The organism is Mammaliicoccus sp. RAM2 (assembly GCF_045897195.1).
Lineage (GTDB): Bacteria > Bacillota > Bacilli > Staphylococcales > Staphylococcaceae > Mammaliicoccus > Mammaliicoccus sciuri.
Map to the genome: position 1 here is coordinate 13,952 of NZ_JBJNWI010000004.1, position 17,834 is coordinate 31,785.

14 protein-coding genes are annotated in these 17,834 nt (G+C 32.3%); 12 read left to right on the forward strand and 2 right to left on the reverse strand.

Translation table 11 applies throughout. The annotated features are described in order from the left end of the window. The 12 genes from ACJTHF_RS06870 to ACJTHF_RS06925 all read left to right on the forward strand — a co-directional run bounded on the left by ACJTHF_RS06870 (position 1) and on the right by ACJTHF_RS06925 (position 15,462). Positions 1-1,068 carry an undecaprenyldiphospho-muramoylpentapeptide beta-N-acetylglucosaminyltransferase gene (locus ACJTHF_RS06870; protein WP_078355787.1) on the forward strand — a complete coding sequence of 356 codons (1,068 nt, stop codon included), beginning with the start codon at positions 1-3 and terminating at the stop codon, positions 1,066-1,068. A gap of 13 nt (positions 1,069-1,081) precedes the next feature. After that, a complete protein-coding gene (locus ACJTHF_RS06875) occupies positions 1,082-1,690 on the forward strand; it encodes a phosphatase PAP2 family protein (protein ID WP_058611288.1) in 609 nt (202 codons plus the stop codon). A 604-nt stretch (positions 1,691-2,294) separates the two neighbouring features. Continuing rightward, positions 2,295-2,969, forward strand: coding sequence for a response regulator transcription factor (locus ACJTHF_RS06880; RefSeq protein WP_048542978.1), 675 nt, complete (start codon positions 2,295-2,297; stop codon positions 2,967-2,969). Next, a complete protein-coding gene (locus tag ACJTHF_RS06885) occupies positions 2,966-4,342 on the forward strand; it encodes a HAMP domain-containing histidine kinase (RefSeq protein WP_025905221.1) in 1,377 nt (458 codons plus the stop codon). The genes ACJTHF_RS06880 and ACJTHF_RS06885 overlap by 4 nt, the downstream gene beginning before the upstream one ends. Positions 4,343-4,433: 91 nt before the next feature. Beyond that, complete coding sequence (locus ACJTHF_RS06890) at positions 4,434-7,220, forward strand: 2-oxoglutarate dehydrogenase E1 component (protein ID WP_078355786.1); 2,787 nt, start codon at positions 4,434-4,436, stop codon at positions 7,218-7,220. Positions 7,221-7,233: 13 nt separating this feature from the next. Then, positions 7,234-8,478: a 2-oxoglutarate dehydrogenase complex dihydrolipoyllysine-residue succinyltransferase gene (odhB, locus tag ACJTHF_RS06895; protein ID WP_084754617.1), complete on the forward strand. Its 1,245-nt coding sequence runs from the start codon at positions 7,234-7,236 to the stop codon at positions 8,476-8,478. A gap of 433 nt (positions 8,479-8,911) precedes the next feature. After that, positions 8,912-9,727, forward strand: coding sequence for a VOC family protein (locus ACJTHF_RS06900; protein ID WP_058591274.1), 816 nt, complete (start codon positions 8,912-8,914; stop codon positions 9,725-9,727). Positions 9,728-9,742: 15 nt separating this feature from the next. Then, positions 9,743-9,946, forward strand: a complete 204-nt coding sequence (locus tag ACJTHF_RS06905) for a DUF6501 family protein (protein ID WP_025905040.1) — start codon at positions 9,743-9,745, stop codon at positions 9,944-9,946. Positions 9,947-10,024: 78 nt separating this feature from the next. After that, complete coding sequence (locus ACJTHF_RS06910; RefSeq protein ID WP_025905039.1) at positions 10,025-10,822, forward strand: ATP-binding protein; 798 nt, start codon at positions 10,025-10,027, stop codon at positions 10,820-10,822. Between the two features lie 10 nt (positions 10,823-10,832). Then, on the forward strand, positions 10,833-12,719 hold the full coding sequence (locus tag ACJTHF_RS06915; protein WP_078355784.1) for a vWA domain-containing protein: 1,887 nt from the start codon (positions 10,833-10,835) through the stop codon (positions 12,717-12,719). Positions 12,720-12,834: 115 nt separating this feature from the next. Then, entirely contained in the window at positions 12,835-14,172 is a 1,338-nt protein-coding gene (brnQ, locus tag ACJTHF_RS06920; protein WP_058591276.1) for a branched-chain amino acid transport system II carrier protein, read from the forward strand. Between the two features lie 87 nt (positions 14,173-14,259). Next, positions 14,260-15,462, forward strand: coding sequence for a DUF819 domain-containing protein (locus ACJTHF_RS06925; protein WP_078355783.1), 1,203 nt, complete (start codon positions 14,260-14,262; stop codon positions 15,460-15,462). Positions 15,463-15,913: 451 nt separating this feature from the next. On the opposite strand, the gene ACJTHF_RS06930 is transcribed toward ACJTHF_RS06925, so the two are convergent. Continuing rightward, on the reverse strand, positions 15,914-17,116 hold the full coding sequence (locus ACJTHF_RS06930; RefSeq protein WP_058591278.1) for a toxic anion resistance protein: 1,203 nt from the start codon (positions 17,114-17,116) through the stop codon (positions 15,914-15,916). Continuing rightward, a complete protein-coding gene (locus tag ACJTHF_RS06935) occupies positions 17,109-17,822 on the reverse strand; it encodes a 5-bromo-4-chloroindolyl phosphate hydrolysis family protein (RefSeq protein WP_048543020.1) in 714 nt (237 codons plus the stop codon). Before ACJTHF_RS06935 ends, ACJTHF_RS06930 begins: the two co-directional genes overlap by 8 nt. Positions 17,823-17,834 lie beyond the last annotated feature (12 nt).

Genomic DNA, 17,834 nt, shown 5'->3' on the forward strand with positions numbered 1-17,834 from the left:
ATGAAGAAGATAGCATTTACCGGTGGCGGTACGATAGGACATGTTGCAGTCAATTTAGCACTAATCCCTGAAGCACAAAAACGTGATATCGAAACAATATATATTGGATCTAAAAACGGTATCGAAAAAGAAATGATTACTGACTCTGCCAAAGATACGAAATATATTCCGATATCAAGTGGTAAGTTACGTCGATATTTATCTTTTGAGAATTTAAAAGATGTCTTTAAAGTATTAAAAGGTGTATTAGACGCTAGAAAAGTATTAAAGAAAGAAAAACCAGATTTAGTCTTTTCTAAAGGTGGATTCGTCAGTGTTCCAGTTATTATCGCTGCCAAATCATTAAAAATTCCTTCAATTGTACATGAATCAGATGTTACACCTGGTTTAGCAAATAAAATATCCATGAAATTTGCTAATAAAATGTATACAACTTTTGAAGAAACTTTAAAATATGTACCTAAAGAAAAATCAGATTATATTGGTGCTATTATTAGAGAAGATTTAAGAGATGGCTCTAAAGAAGAAGGCTATCAATTAACAGGCTTTAATGATCAATTACCTGTACTACTGATCATGGGTGGTAGCTTAGGTTCTAAAGCATTAAATAAAGCGATTCGAGATAATTTAGATTATTTAACAAAGAAATATCAAATTATTCATTTAACTGGTAAAGGTCATGTTGATCAAAATATTAAAAACGCCAATTATGTTCAATATGAATTTGTTTCAAATGAATTGATGCACTTCTATGCGATTACTGACACTGTCATCAGTAGAGCAGGCGCTAACGCTATTTATGAGTTTGCGACAATGAAGTTACCAATGTTATTAATACCACTTGGTTTAGATCAATCAAGAGGCGATCAAATTGATAACGCTAAAATTTTCGAGAAAAATGGATATGCTAAAGTATTACAAGAAAAAGATGTGAACCAATCTAATCTGATCAGTCAACTTGATAAATTAGAAAACGAACGAGAAGATATTATTGACAAAATGTCACATTTCAAAGAAAGTTATACGAAAGAAACACTATTTAACAAAATTGAATTAGACATAAAGTAAAGGGGGCAATCGAATGAGCCAAGCAAACCGTACTTTACTATTACTCATATTTAGTTTGATATTTGGAGTCATCGCGTTTTTCCATGAATCCAGACTCGGTAAATGGATAGATAATGAAGTTTATAACTTTATTTATTCAACTGAAAGCTTTATAACGACTTCTATAATGCTTGGTTTTACTAAATTAGGAGAAGTTTGGGCTATGATTGCCTTATCACTCATTGTGATTTGTTACTTAAAACTTAAAAAATATAACATTGAAACATTATTTTTTGCAGTTACGATGATTTTATCAGGTACATTAAATCCACTTCTTAAAAATATATTCGACAGAGAAAGACCAACTTTACTTAGACTGATAGATATATCTGGATTTAGTTTTCCGAGCGGACATGCAATGGGATCCACCGCATTTTTCGGGTCACTTATATACGTAATATTCAGAGTGGCAAACAAATCTATACGACCGTATTTGATGGGATTATGTGTCATTTGTATCGCAATGATATCATCGTCACGCGTATACTTAGGTGTTCATTATCCAACTGATATAATCGCAGGCATTATCGGCGGTGTCATTTGTATATTGTTAACTCAAAGTATGTTACGAAAGAAATTATAGATAAGTATGGAACAGCATGAGCTGTTCCATACTTTTTTTGGATTAAATAGGGGATGTGCGGATGTTATTTCGGGCGAGGTAAATAAAGTAGTTCCGTTATGAACAAGTTTGACGAGAAGTGTTCATAAGAGCGCTAGTATTTACACTTCTTATGAGTTTTGTAAATATGGCCCCGTTATTTGCAGTTCTAACCCGAACTGCTCATAACGCTCTCTCATTTAAATAAATCCATACAAAAAACAGCCACAGTGATTTGGACAGAATCACTGCGGCTATTTTACTTTTATGGGCATAAAAGGGGGTTATAGAAAATGTTCAATCCATACTTAGAGGGGGAACTCTTTTATTTGATTGATAATCATTTTCAATTACTATTATAACCAATTGAGAATGAATGTCAATTAGTTATTTAAAATTTTTACTATTTTAAATGATAAAATAGTGATGCTCATATATAATGAACATGTTAAACTCGAAAATGTTATCTTTTACTAGAGGGGGAACTCTTTCATTGATAATCATTTTCAATTACTATTATAACTAAATGAGAATCATTGTCAATTGAAAATTGAAAACTTTTATAATTTTATTACGAGGTGGCATTATGAAAAAAATACTCATCATAGAAGATGAACAAAATTTAGCGAGATTTATAGAATTAGAACTTAAGCATGAGGACTATGAAGTGGAAATATGTAATGATGGAGAAAGTGGGCTAGAGCAAGCTTTATCTGAAGATTACAATTGTATATTACTAGATCTCATGTTACCGAAAATGAACGGTCTTGAAGTATGTAGACGTGTTCGTCGTGAGAAAGATACACCGATTATTATGATAACAGCTAAAGGCGATACATATGATAAAGTTATTGGTCTTGATTATGGCGCAGATGACTATATTGTTAAACCATTTGATATTGAAGAATTATTAGCGAGAATTCGCGTTATTATTAGAAGAAATGTCACGGTTGAACCAGTAAGTCATACAATTACTGTTAATGATTTAACAATCGATAAAAATGCTTTTTCCGTATCTATACATGGTGAATCTGTTGATTTAACGAAGACTGAATACGAATTATTATTATTACTAGCTGAAAATCAAAATTTCGTCTTACAAAGAGAACAGATTTTAAATCATGTTTGGGGTTACGAATCAGAAGTTGAGACAAATGTTGTGGATGTATATATTCGTTATTTGCGTAATAAGCTTAAACCATTCAAAAAAGAGAATATTATCGAAACTGTTAGAGGAGTGGGATACGTGATTAGATCATGAAACAACAATCATTAAAAACTAAATGGATGATGCTCACTACGACGATTACGTTTATTATATTTGCTTTATTTAGTATGTTTATCATTTATTTCATTAGTTTATATTTAAAAGACCAAGAAACAAGCACAGCAACAAGAAGCACATATGACACAATCAATTTATTAAAGACTAAGACACTCGGTCAAATTACTTCAACTGATATAAATGCAACGATTACGGATAATCAAAAGCTTGTTCTCTATGATAGATTTGGTAAACCCATTTTTGAAGAAACACACAATAATGATTTGGATTATACACCTAAGTTTGAACGTGTGAATCAACTTAAAATTTATGAAACGAAACAAGATAATAAATCATATATTGTGGTTTATACACCTGTAAACACAAGTTATTTCAGTGGATATGAAGCCGTTGTTCATCCGCTAGCAAATTATGATGCCATTATTAAATTTATGATTATATTAGCAACTGTGTTTGGATTAACGGCATTATTCTTAATTGCATTAATTAGTTATGTATTCTCATCGCAAATTACAAAACCTATTACGATATTGTCTGATAAAATGAAACAAATTCGTAGAGACGGTTTCCAAGAAAAACTTGAAGTACCCACAAACTATGAAGAAACCGACGATATGATCCAGACCTTTAATAGAATGATGGAACAATTGGAAAGTTCTTTTGACCAACAAAAACAATTCGTCGAAGATGCTTCACATGAATTGAGAACGCCGCTGCAAATTATACAAGGGCACTTAAACCTCATTCAAAGATGGGGTAAAAACAATCCAGAAGTATTAGAAGAATCTTTAGATATTTCTATTGAAGAAATGACACGCATCACGAAACTCGTCGAAGAATTACTTTTATTATCGAAAGATGCGAGATCTAGTACTGGTGATGAAATTGATATTGTCGATATCAATTACGAAATAAATTCTAGAATCAAATCATTAAAGAAATTGCACCCAGATTATACATTTAATTTCGAATCAAATTACAATGCTATTAGAATGAATATCAATCGATTTCATTTTGAACAAATGTTATTAATCTTTATTGATAACGCTATGAAATATGATAAGAAAAATAAAAACATTGAAATTGTTACCAACTTAAAAAACAGAAATATTACAATAGATATTATTGACCATGGTGTGGGCATACCTCAAAAAGACTTAGAATTCATATTTGACCGCTTTTATAGAGTTGATAAATCACGTTCAAGAAAAGAAGGTGGCAATGGACTCGGCCTTTCAATTGCTAAGAAATTAGTCAATTCTTATGATGGAATTGTGAAAGTAGAAAGTGTTGTGAATGAGTACACAAAAATATCAGTTGTATTTAAAGAATCTTTTATAAACAAATAAGTTCAATATTGTCAAATTAGCCTTTAACTCAATACTGTTAAGTGCTAAAATGGAAATGTAAACGGTTTATAATTTTCTTGGAGGGTGGAACATGAAGAATGATAATCATGTCGAAGCACCTGTAAGATTTGGAACTAACTTAGGGTTAATGTTAGAAATGTATGATAATTACGTTAATGATCCAGAGTCAGTACCGGAAGACTTGCAAGTGTTATTCGATGAATTAACAAGTAACAACACAGGCGCTGGCCTACAATCAAGTACTGGGGTGGACAACTCAAGTGTCAAACGTGTAATGCGTTTAATTGATAATATCAGACAGTATGGACATTTAACTGCAGATATTTATCCAGTGTACCGTCCAGAAAGAAAAAACGTACCTAAATTAACACATCAAGACTTTGGACTATCAAAAGAAACTTTGGAAAAACTTCCAGCAGTTATCGTATCAGATCACTTTGATGGAGAATTTAACAATGCATATGAAGCAATAGAATATATGACTTCTTGTTACCAAGGTCCTATCGCTTTTGAGTACACGCATATTAATAATAATGAAGAACGCGTATGGTTGAAGAGATATATCGAATCAACACATACGATTGAAATTTCTAAAGAAGAAAAAATCGAACTATTAAAAAGTTTAGCTGAAGTAGAAGGCTTTGAAAAATATATCCATAAGAATTTCGTAGGCGCTAAACGCTTCTCAATCGAGGGTGTAGATACATTAGTACCAATGTTACAAAGAGTCTTAAAACGTACGAATGCGGCAAACATACCAAACATCCAAATTGGTATGGCGCATAGGGGTAGATTAAACGTTTTAACTCACGTATTAGAAAAACCATATGAAATGATGATTTCTGAATTTATGCATAAGAACCCACTTATTTTCTTACCGAAAGATGGTTCATTAGAAATCACAGCTGGTTGGACAGGCGATGTTAAATATCATTTAGGTGGTACGAAGACAACAAGTAAATACGGTATCCAACAATCGATTACTTTAGCCAACAACCCAAGTCACCTAGAAATCGTTTCTCCAGTCGTTCTTGGTAAAGCGAGAGCTAATCAAGATACAACAGTTGATGCTGGAAGACCAAGTCAAGATGTTAACAAATCACTTGCTATCTTAATTCATGGGGATGCTGCATTCCCTGGACAAGGTATTAACTTTGAATCTATGAACTTAAGTAACTTAGATGGTTACACTACTGGTGGTTCATTACACATCATTACAAATAACAGAATTGGTTTCACAACAGAAGCAGAAGATGGACGCTCAACAACATACTCAACAGATGTTGCAAAAGGCTATGACTTACCAATTATCCATGTAAATGCAGATGATGTTGAAGCAACTGTTAAAGCAATTGAAATGGCAATGGACTTCAGAGAGAAATTTAACAAAGATTTTGTAATCGATTTAGTTGGTTATAGACGTTATGGACATAACGAAATGGACGAACCATCTATTACAAATCCAATGATGTATAAAGCCATTAAAGAACATCCATCTATTGAACATATTTATGGTAAACAACTTGTCGAAGAAGGCATTATTACAGAAGACGAAATGAATGGCATTTTTGACGATGTAACGAAACGCTTAAGAGCTGCTCATGACAAGATTGATAAAGATGCTGAAATGGATAATCCAGAAATGACTTTACCTGACAACATCAGTGAAGGACAAGATTATGAGTTAGCAAATGCTACTTATGAAGAATTAAAAGCGATTAATGATGCAATGTTTGATTATCCAGAAGATTTCACGGTATTCAAGAAGTTAAACAAAGTATTAGATAGACGCCGTGAACCATTTGAAAAAGACGGTCTTGTAGACTGGGCACATGCAGAACAACTTGCATTTGCGACAATTTTACAAAATGGTACACCAATTCGTTTAACTGGACAAGATTCAGAACGTGGAACATTCGCACATAGACACGCTGTGTTACATGATGAGAAAGATGGAAAGTTATTTATTCCATTACATCACGTACCGAATGGAAAAGCATCATTTGATATTCATAACTCACCATTATCTGAAGCTGCAGTAGTTGGTTTTGAATATGGTTATAATGTTGATCATCCACAATCATTTAATATTTGGGAAGCACAATATGGTGACTTTGCAAATATGGCACAAATGATATTCGATAACTTCTTATCAAACAGCAATGCTAAATGGGGAGAAAAGAGTGGTTTAGCTTTATTCTTACCACATAGTAATGAAGGACAAGGTCCTGAACATTCATCAGCGAGATTGGAAAGATTTTTACAATTAGCTGGAGAAAACAACATGACAATAGCAAACTTAACAAGTGCTTCTAACTATTATCACTTATTAAGAAGACATGCTAAATATCTTAACACAGATAAAATGAGACCATTAGTCTTAATGTCACCAAAAAGCTTGTTAAGAAACAAAATTGTTTCTCGTCCAATTGAGGAGTTCACTAAAGGACAATTCGAACCAATTTTAGTTGAACCGTACAAGAAGACTAAAGTTAAGAAAGTAATTATTTCATCAGGAAAAATGTTTATTGACTTAAAAACTGAATTACAAAAAAATCCTAACGATGAACTTTGTTTAATTGCACTTGAACAACTTTATCCATTCCCTAAAGAAGAGATAAAGAACGTTCTTTCTGAATTCAGAAATCTAGAAACAGTTCGCTGGGTTCAAGAAGAAGCTAAAAACCAAGGCGCTTGGTCATTCGTTAGCTTAAAACTTCAAAACATTCTAGAAGATCGCAAAGTAGAGCTTGAATATCACGGTCGTAAAGTACGTTCTTCAACTGCAGAAGGCGACGGCGAAATATACAAACTTATACAAAGTAAAGTAATCCAAGAAGCTTTAAAACATAATTAGGGGGAAATGAATCATGTCAGAGGTAAAAGTACCAGAATTAGCAGAATCAATTACAGAAGGAACAATTTCAGAATGGCTCAAATCAATTGGTGACCAAGTTGAGAAAGGCGAAAATATCGTCGAACTTGAAACTGACAAAGTAAATGTTGAAGTCATTTCAGAAGTTGCAGGTGTTCTAACTGAAATCAAAGCTGAAGAAGGCGATACTGTTGAAGTAGGTTCAGTCATTGCAGTCGTTTCAGACGGAGAAGCACAACCGGCTTCAAACGATGCTAAACCTGAAAAGCAAGAAGAACCATCTAAAGAAGATGCAGGTAAACCAGAAGCAACAGATACTAAAGAAGAATCAGCATCTTCAAATGAAAGAATTCAAGCAACACCATCAGCACGTCGTTTAGCACGTGAAAAAGGTATCGACTTAAGCAAGGTTAAGACTCAAGCAGGTGACGTTATTCGTCCAGAAGACGTTGAAAGTGCAGCTAAACCTCAACCACAAGCTAAACCAGCTGAGAAAAGCCAACCAGCACAAGCTAAATCTAATGACAATCCTTCTAAACCTGTTGTTCGTGAGAAATTATCACGTAGACGTCAAACAATAGCTAAGAAATTATTAGAAGTATCTAATAACACAGCTATGTTAACAACATTTAATGAAGTTGATATGACAAACGTAATGGAATTACGTAAACGTAAGAAAGAAAAATTCCAAGAAGACCATAACGGTACACGTTTAGGATTCATGTCATTCTTCACTAAAGCAGCAGTAGCAGCATTGAAGAAATATCCTGATGTAAATGCTGAAATTGATGGTACTGATTTAGTACTTAAACAATTCTATGATATCGGTATTGCCGTTTCTACAGAAGAAGGTTTAGTAGTACCAATCGTTAAAGATTGTGATAAGAAAAACTTCGCTGAAATCGAGCAAGATATCGTAGACTTAGCTGTTAAAGCTAAAGATAAAAAATTAGGCTTAGATGACATGATGGGTGGATCATTCACTATTACAAATGGTGGCGTATTTGGTTCATTAATGTCTACACCAATCATCAATGGTACACAAGCTGCTATTTTAGGTATGCACTCAATTGTTACAAGACCAATTGCAATTGATAAAGATCGTATGGAAAATAGACCGATGATGTACATCGCATTAAGCTACGACCACAGAATTATTGATGGAAAACAAGCAGTAGGATTCTTAAAAACAATTAAAGACTTAATTGAAAATCCAGAAGATTTATTATTAGAATCTTAAAATAGCAATATGGAAAAATACAACGACGGAAATCGTCGTTGTATTTTTTTGTTTTATAAATTACCTCAAATCTGAGTTGTGGTTTTATTTTTAATTGAAAATGGCTTACTATAAAGAAAGTATTGAATTAAAACAATAATTTTAAATGAGGGATAATATGGTTCAAGTTATTTGTACTTTGAGCCAGAACTACTTATAACGGGGGACATATTTACAATACTCGTAAGAAGTGTAAATACTGGCGCTCTTATGAACACTTTCGACCAAACTTGTTCGTAACGCGGCTCATATGAACACTTTCAACCAATCTTGTTCGTAACGGCGACCACACAACCCAAAAATATATTTTTCATTATTCTCAATTTGATTGATTTGTCATACTTTGAATTTATTTGATATAATTTATAAGAACTCATATATAGGAGAGATATTCATGAATGGACTAAGAAGTGTTACATTATGGACTTTTGATATTAAAGAAACAGAGTCATTTTATAAAGATATTTTAGGGCTTAATACCTTGATGAACCATGAAAAGAATATCTTACATATCGGTGATGCAAAATTAGCGCCTGGTACGAGACTGATTTTCAAGCAATATTCTGGTGATTCAGATCAATTAGATACGCATTTTCACGGGATTGCTTTACGTGTACCAACTGATTACGCATTATATGAATATAAACAACAATTTGATAATCATCAAGTTAAATATGAGTCTGTACAACAATTAAATGGTAAGCATCTGTTTAAATTTTATGATAATAATGGACATGCGTTACATCTTATTTCTGATGAACAAAATTCTGGTGTGCCACTTGGAACTGCTTATGATGGTGGTCCAATTAGTCCTATTCATCAAATTCAAGGATTAGGGCCGGTCATGGTTAAATCACCTGAGACTCAAGCAACTGGCTCATTATTAAATAATATTTTTGAGTTGCAATTGTTTGCCGAATACAAGACAATAGATGATGAGTCAGCTATCGTATTTAAAGTCGGTGCTGGTGGAAATGGCGGAGAGTTACATTTGATTGATTATCCAGATGCGATTGAGTCATTAAATCCACCTATCGAAAGAGTAGCAATCTCCATTGATGATATCGATCATTTTGAAAAAATTGTTAATCACGTTAAAGAAATTGAATTGGAACATCATATTATTCAACATGAAGCCGGCTTAATTTCGTTATATGTGCGTGACTTAACTGGCATCATCATTACAATTACATATGACACAGTGAATTAAAGGAGCGGTTTATTTATGTTACATGAAACTTGGAAAGAAAATCACGTTATTAAACAAGTAGAAGTTACACATACAGATGCACAAAAATTTAAAGTATCTGATATGTTAACAGTAGGTAAAACATATGATGTCGTTAATGAAACAGAAGAATATTATCAAATCATTGATAATTCTGGTCATGTTGGCGGCTACTACAAAACATACTTTAAAGAAGTATAAATATACGATAAGAGTCTGATACATCTATATGTTCCGGACTCTTTTTTAAGTTTATAAAATGTACTAAAGGAGAACACAATGGCTAATTTTAATAAATATTTAAACAACGATGAAACAATATATGATGATGCTTTGTCTATGATAAAGCTTAATAAGAATATACTTTTAAAAGGACCGACTGGTTCTGGTAAAACGAAACTAGCTGAAACACTTGCGAGAGATTTAAACAAACCGATGCATTCTGTAAACTGTTCTGTAGATTTAGATGCAGAAAGTTTATTAGGTTTCAAAACAATTGAAACAAACGAACAAGGTCATCAACAAATCGTATTTATCGACGGACCTGTTATTAAAGCAATGAAGAATGGCGATATATTATATATTGATGAAATCAATATGGCGAAACCAGAAACGTTACCTATTTTAAATGGTGTATTAGACTTTAGAAGATCGTTAACGAATCCATTTACAGGTGAAGTCGTACAAGCTAAAGAAGGCTTTTCAGTTGTTGCTGCAATCAACGTAGGCTATATCGGAACATTACCAATGAACGAAGCATTAAAAAACAGATTCGTTGTCTTGGATATTGATTATATAGATGGCGAAACTTTAAAAATGATTATTAAAGAGCAAAGTGCATTACAAGATGATGAAATTATCGATTCAATTGTTCAGTTTAATAAAGACTTACGCATTATGTCGAGCCAAGGTCAAATTTCAGAAGAGTCAGCAAGTATAAGAGCATTGATTGACTTAGCTGATTTAGCGACTGTTATTCCAGTTAGACGTGCAATTAAACGCGCTATTATAGACAAAATAGACGACGAAAGAGAACAACAAGCTATACAAAATGCAATTGAATTAATTTTCGAGTAAGGAGAATATCATGAGTGATCGTTTTATATTATTTAATGACGAACAAATCGATGCACAACAAATAATGATGTTAACTGATTTAGCAAAATTATTACTTGAAGATCCAAACGTTAAAGTTTCTTTCCAAAAATTCCAACACTATGATCCTATCAACAATACTTGTAATGTTAGTTTCACTTGGTTACATCGACCTGAACACATTATTAATGCAGGACTAAAATCCGACATAATGTTAGATACTTTAGGATTTAAACATACAGATCCAGCTATTTATAAAGAAGTATTAGATGAATCATTTGATCATATGAGCTTTTTTAAACAATTATTTATGCTCATTGAAGAATACCGTCTTTCAAATCTGATTATGGTTAAACGTCCAGTCACTAAAAAGTTGTTCAAACATAGACTGAATGTCAAAATCAAACAAAATAATAGTCAAATCCATGTTTATCAAACGAAGACAACTTATACAGACTTATTATTTTTAGCAATAGAACATGCTATTTTAAATGAAAATTTCATAAACAATATTTCAATAAATGATGACTTTGATGATGCACTTGTACAAGTGTTTAATCGTTTAACGCAAATATTCAACTTGCAATCATCAGAAGATAGTTATGATTTAGCTGTAAGTATCATGATTTTAGTGGATTATTTGTTAAAAGAAGATATGCTCAACCAGTATTATCATATACCTGAGCGTATTTATCGTTCTTATGAAGAAGAATGGACTTTAGAAGATTTAAAACGTCAAGATGTGGCTAACACTGATCAAAGTCATAAACAAGAACATAATCCTGACGATATTGAAACTGAAGATGCTAAAACAAAGACAAACGATAGTCAAACTGACAGCACTTCTTATTTAGAAATGGAACTTCACGAAGGCGAAAATAGCGACATTCTTACAGACAACGATAGAGAAGGTGACGCTGGCGATGATATGACGGATATGATGGAGAAAAAAGGTAAGGGTTCTAATAATACTTTAAATGATGAAGAAGGCGGCGCACAAGGTCTTAATCAGCAATATCAACTTAAAGGTATTAACCAAAATGTTTCTCTTACTTTCAATCGACCAGATATTTTACCGGCGCATGTGTCAGCCTATAAAGAAGCTGTCAATAGTGTTCAGTTTGAAATAAAAGACTTAACAAGCATTATCCAAAAATCAATGAATCATCAATATAGTGATATTAGAGAGAACTTAACTAAAGGTAGATTGCAAAAGAACTTACTAAATTGGTTTATCGATGATCAATATAAACTATTCTTCAAAAAGGATGCATTTAGTAGAAAATTAGATGCAACATTCACATTATTAGTTGATGCATCAGCAAGTATGCACGATAAAATGGAAGAAACTAAAAAAGGTGTCGTCCTATTCCACGAAACACTTAAAAATTTAGATATTAAACATGAAATTCTAGGTTTTAGTGAAGATGCTTTTGAAGCTGATAAATTAAATCAACCTAATACAATCGAAGAGCTCATCTTATATAATGAATCAACACTTAAACAAAATGACGCAAGAATTATGACACTTGAACCACAAGATGATAATCGTGACGGTGTCGCTTTAAGAGTTGCAACTCAACATTTACTTCAACGATCTGAGACACAAAAATTCTTAATTGTATTTTCTGATGGGGAACCTTCAGCTTTTGATTATGCAGAAGACGGCATTATAGATACACATGAAGCTGTGATAGAAGCAGATAAACAAGGAATTTATGTCTTTAATGTATTCCTTAATCAAGATGTGATCGATGAAGCCACGAAAAAGACTGTTCATAACATCTATGGTAAACAAAGTTTATTTGTAGAAGGTGTTGAAAATTTACCATACCAATTGGCACCGTTATTAAAAAAATTACTGTTGCAATCTATATAATTAGCAAAACTAAATAATAACATTCTTTTTTAAATTTTCAGAAATTTCATATAGACGAAAACAAACTCCAATGATAAAATATAAATTATTGTTAGACGCAAAAGGAGTAAAATATATGAACAAGAATATTTTTGTAGTAGGGTTTATGTTATTCGCGATATTCTTTGGTGCCGGGAACCTAATATTCCCACCAGCATTAGGATTATCGAGCGGTCATTTCTTCTGGCCAGCAATATTTGGTTTTGTAATTACGGGAATCGGTTTACCACTTATTGGTGTAATCGCAGGTTCAATTGAGGACAAGGGATACAGAGTTTCATTAAGTAAAATTCATCCAGTCTTTGCAATTATATTATTAATTGCAATTTCTTTAACGATAGGACCACTATTCGCAATACCACGTACGGCAGCAACATCTTTTGAGATGGGTATTACACCAATTTTTGATACAAATAGTTCAATGGCTTTATTTATATTCTCACTTATTTACTTTGTGATTGTTTTTTACTTAAGTTTCAACTCAAGTAAAATGGTCGATAAAGTCGGTGCGATATTAACACCTTTACTATTAATCTCGATTACAGCACTAATTATTAAAGCATTCTTCACATTAGGTGGAGGAGCTACAGTTGAAGGTGATCCTGCAGTATATAGTAGTGCTGGAACAAGCTTTGGTAAAGGTTTCGTTGAAGGTTACTTAACAATGGATGCCATCGCAGCTATTGCTTTCTCACTCATTGTTATTACAGCAATTAAGAGTAAAGGTGTAACGAGAGAAACAGGATTATTCAAACAAACAATTTATGCAGGTGTTATTGCAGCCATTGCACTTGGATTTATTTACATCTCATTAGGTTGGATCGGAAATCACATGAATGTTTCAGCTGAGACACTAAAAGAATTAAACGATAACGGTCAAAATATCGGTACATATCTCTTAACAACAGCCGCGCAATTAGCATTCGGTGAATTTGGTAAATATTTAATCGGTATTATCGTTGCATTAGCTTGTTTAACAACAGCTACAGGTTTAATCGTGTCAGTAAGTGAATTCTTCCATGAAATTATACCTAAAATTTCATACAAATGGTTTGTAACAATCTTTACATTAATTAGTTTTATCCTTTCAAACCAAGGTTTAACTACAGTAATCAAAGGTTCACTACCAGTATTATTAGTGTTATATCCAATCGCAATTACAGCTGTATTATTAATTGTTCTTGCTAAATACGTTGGAACACCACCAATTGCTCAACAATTATCAGTAGCACTTGTAACAATTATTTCATTAATATCAGTTGTAAACCAAATGGGTTGGGCTAAAATTGGATTTATTCAACAATTACCATTATCAACTTACCAAATGGAATGGATACCTTTCGCAATCGTAGGATTCATCATTGGATTTATAATCGGTAAAGTTAAGAATCAAGCACCAATCACATATTCGTAAGTTGTATAAGAATCTTCAAAATTATTTTGAAGATTCTTATTTTTTATGTCATCATATTGATAACAAAATAAAAAGGGGTTGGTATTCATGATATTAAATGCATTCATAAACAAAGATGAAACATGGCTTTTGTGGGCAATTCTAGTAGGTATTGCAGCCATTAGTATCTTTTTAGAACAGAGATATCAATTTGCAGCAAAACTAACAGGCGCTATCATTGCATTAGTTGGTGCGATGATATTATCCAATCTCAATATCATTCCGATTGAATCACCTGTCTATGACCAAGTATGGGAATATGTCATTCCATTAGCAATACCTTTACTTTTATTTAGATCAAACATATTTAAAATTTGGAAAGAAAGTAGAAGACTTTTATTCATATTCCTAATCAGTTCAGTAGGTACTGTAGTAGGTGTTGGAGCAGGATTTTTATTACTTCACCAATTCATACCTGAACTAGATAAAATCGGTGCTATGATGACTGGTAGTTACATAGGTGGTGGTGTAAATTTTGCAGCACTTAGCACGAAATTCCAAACACCAGGCGAATTAGTATCTGCAACTGTTGTAGCCGATAATAGTGTAATGGCATTCTACTTCATTGTACTGATTACGCTACCGAATATGACATTTATTAAAAAATATTTTAAAAGACTTTATAATTCAAACGATGATGCAAACAGTAATCAAGCAGAAGCATATTGGAAACGAAATGAAATAAGTTTAAAAGATATTGCTTATTCAATTTCCATAGCATTTGTATTAGTTGCGATTAGCTTTAAAATTTCAGAAATTGTTAATGAATACATTCCTAAAAACAATCACTTTATGGAAATATTAGTAAGTATCATAGGTGACCAATTTTTATTATTAACGACATTAACACTTATTACAGTGGCTATGTTTAGTAAATTCTTTGAGAATTTAAACGCTTCTGATGAACTCGGTACATTTTTAATATATATTTTCTTTGTCGTAATAGGTGTACCTGCATCTATACCAATCATTATCAAAACAGCACCATTATTATTTATTTTCGTCGCCGTAATTTTGATTTTCAATTTATCTATAACATTATGCTTCGGTAAATTGTTCAAATTCAATATTGAGGAGATGTTACTAGCTAGTAATGCAAATGCCGGAGGACCAACAACAGCAGCTGCATTAGCGATTTCTAAAGGGTGGCAAGGATTAGTGGGACCCATTTTAATCATCGGTACTCTAGGTTATGTAATCGGAAATTACGTCGGAACATTAATGGGGTATTTCTTAAGTCAATTTATGTAAGAGGGTGTAGGGATAAGTAGAGTGATGTAGGAGATGTGAGTTTGTTGGGATTTAACACAGATCTAAAACTATCTCTTGGCTTTATATAGCACTTAAGCCACAACTTAGGCTATCTCTTTGCTTTACTCGGTACTTAAGCCACAACTTAGGCTATCTCTTGGCTTTATTCAGTACTTAAGCCACAACTTAGGCTATCTCTTGGCTTTACTCGGTACTTAAGCCAAGACCTCTACTCCAAAATCATTGTATTGAAATAGCCATTTTCTAATATAGGAAGTATCTATATTGTATTTTTTCGATAAGATATTATATCCTTCGTTTCCACTTTTATATTCTCGAATCAATTTTAATTTGAAATCTAAACTATATTTTTAATTCATAAATAAACACCCCTAAAGTTGAATTTTAGTTCAACTTTAGGGGTGCACTTAATTGTTGGTGGGTCTATTATTTATGATTTAAATGTATTTCTCAATTGCTGCTGTTCGTCTTTGAGTTGTAATAATTTTGTTTTTAAGTCTTGTTCTAAGCTTTGTAATTCTTGTTCTGCTTGCTGACGTTTACGTGTGCCGTCTTCTTGTATGCGTAGTGTTTCTTGAATTGTATCTACTATATTAGTTTGAGTCGTCTTCAATGTTTCGATATCAACGATGCCTCGTTCATTTTCTTCAGCTGTTCTAATCGCATTCTGTTTCAACATTTCAGAGTTCTTCAGCAATAATTCATTAGTTGTATCTGTTACTTTTTTCTGAGCTTCTGAAGCGCCTTGTTGTCTTAAAAGTGTTAACGCGATTGCCATTTGATTTTTCCATAATGGGATACTCGTTAAAATAGAACTTTGAATTTTTTCTGCTAAAGTTTGATTAATATTTTGTATCATTCTGATTTGTGGGGCAGATTGTAATGTGATTTGTCTAGAAAGTTGTAAGTCATAAATTCTTTTTTCTAGTCGATTAATATATTGTTGTAAATCTGCTAGTTCTTGTACATCCATTTGGTTATTTGATGCTTTAACTTTTTGTTCTAATTCTACAAGATTATGTTGTTTCAACTCGTCGCGTTTCTTTTCTGCTGCTGCGATATAAATATTTAATGCATCAAAGTAAGCTTTATTTTCTTCATATAATTGATCTAATAAGCCTACATCTTTCATTAGCATATTTTGTGATTTCTGAAGTTCTACAGATATTCGATCGACTTGTGCACCAACAGATTGATATTTACTAAACATTTCATTTACAGAACGTTCAGCTCTTCTAAAAATGCGTTTCAATCTAGATTGATTTTGTTTTTGTAATTCATCTGGATTTACTTCTTTTAATTTATTCATTAAATTTCTTAATGAATTACCAATAGGTCCTACATCTTTAGATTGTACTTGTGTAAGCATTTGATGTGAGAACTGTGATAATTTATTTTGTGCTTGTTGACCATAGAGTAGAAGACCATCATTATCTAATGGTTTAATTTGCTTAGCAATTTCATCAATTTTACGTTGATCTTCATCTGAGAATGTCTTTTCGTAAGTTGATGTTACATCAGAAGGGGTCTGTTGTTCTGTAATTTCTGAAGTTTGTGGTGTTAATGCTTCTGATGAATCTTTAAATGGGTCATCAATAAGGTCGTCAAATAAGTTCTTATTCGTTTCAGTCATTGTTACGCTCCATTTCATATTCATATTTTTTATGAGTTTTTGTTAAATTTACTTTTTCTTTCGTTGATTCTGGAATGCCTTTTCTATAGCTATTTCTTTGTTTAGCAATATCAGCAAGTTCCATTTCAATATCTAATTGATGATAACTCGATTCATTTAATTCTTTTAAATCTGCAACGAGTGTTCGTTTATTTTCATCAATTGTAAGCTTCGTTTGTTTAAGTTTAGCTTTTTCTTCTTTAGATTTATTCGGCATACGTTGTAAAAGTGTGTAATTATCAATTAAATTCACAGTATTATCTAAGTGAGAGTAGAAGAAGCTTTCGACTTTATAAAATTTCTCAGGTGACTGTTTAACTGTGTTATAAATTGTACGTGCTAATTTAGCTACTTCGTTTAAGTTCTTGAATTCTTTATATGATCTGATTCGCATATAATTTTTATAAAGTCTTTTCAATTTTGGTTGCGCTTCGTTTAATTGTTTTCTAATAAAATGAAATTCTCGTCGTGTTAAACCCATTTCTTTCAAATAACGTCGTGAACTATACCATTGTATTGGTAAAAAGCTAATAACGTAAGTACCTGCAAATACAGCCATATCGATAAGATAATTTAAATCTAATTGAAAAACACTAAATAAAAAAGCAATAAATGATATAGGTACTGCTAATAAAGCACCTAATACATATGATAAATTATATTTCATTGTCATCTTCCT

Bases quoted from the DNA above. Each gene is read 5' to 3' on its own strand.
- ACJTHF_RS06870 (WP_078355787.1), top strand. From the start codon at position 1: ATGAAGAAGATAGCATTTACCGGTGGCGGTACGATAGGACATGTTGCA.
- ACJTHF_RS06875 (WP_058611288.1), top strand. From the start codon at position 1,082: ATGAGCCAAGCAAACCGTACTTTACTATTACTCATATTTAGTTTGATA.
- ACJTHF_RS06880 (WP_048542978.1), top strand. From the start codon at position 2,295: ATGAAAAAAATACTCATCATAGAAGATGAACAAAATTTAGCGAGATTT.
- ACJTHF_RS06885 (WP_025905221.1), top strand. From the start codon at position 2,966: ATGAAACAACAATCATTAAAAACTAAATGGATGATGCTCACTACGACG.
- ACJTHF_RS06890 (WP_078355786.1), top strand. From the start codon at position 4,434: ATGAAGAATGATAATCATGTCGAAGCACCTGTAAGATTTGGAACTAAC.
- odhB (WP_084754617.1), top strand. From the start codon at position 7,234: ATGTCAGAGGTAAAAGTACCAGAATTAGCAGAATCAATTACAGAAGGA.
- ACJTHF_RS06900 (WP_058591274.1), top strand. From the start codon at position 8,912: ATGAATGGACTAAGAAGTGTTACATTATGGACTTTTGATATTAAAGAA.
- ACJTHF_RS06905 (WP_025905040.1), top strand. From the start codon at position 9,743: ATGTTACATGAAACTTGGAAAGAAAATCACGTTATTAAACAAGTAGAA.
- ACJTHF_RS06910 (WP_025905039.1), top strand. From the start codon at position 10,025: ATGGCTAATTTTAATAAATATTTAAACAACGATGAAACAATATATGAT.
- ACJTHF_RS06915 (WP_078355784.1), top strand. From the start codon at position 10,833: ATGAGTGATCGTTTTATATTATTTAATGACGAACAAATCGATGCACAA.
- brnQ (WP_058591276.1), top strand. From the start codon at position 12,835: ATGAACAAGAATATTTTTGTAGTAGGGTTTATGTTATTCGCGATATTC.
- ACJTHF_RS06925 (WP_078355783.1), top strand. From the start codon at position 14,260: ATGATATTAAATGCATTCATAAACAAAGATGAAACATGGCTTTTGTGG.
- ACJTHF_RS06930 (WP_058591278.1), bottom strand. From the start codon at position 17,116: ATGACTGAAACGAATAAGAACTTATTTGACGACCTTATTGATGACCCA.
- ACJTHF_RS06935 (WP_048543020.1), bottom strand. From the start codon at position 17,822: ATGAAATATAATTTATCATATGTATTAGGTGCTTTATTAGCAGTACCT.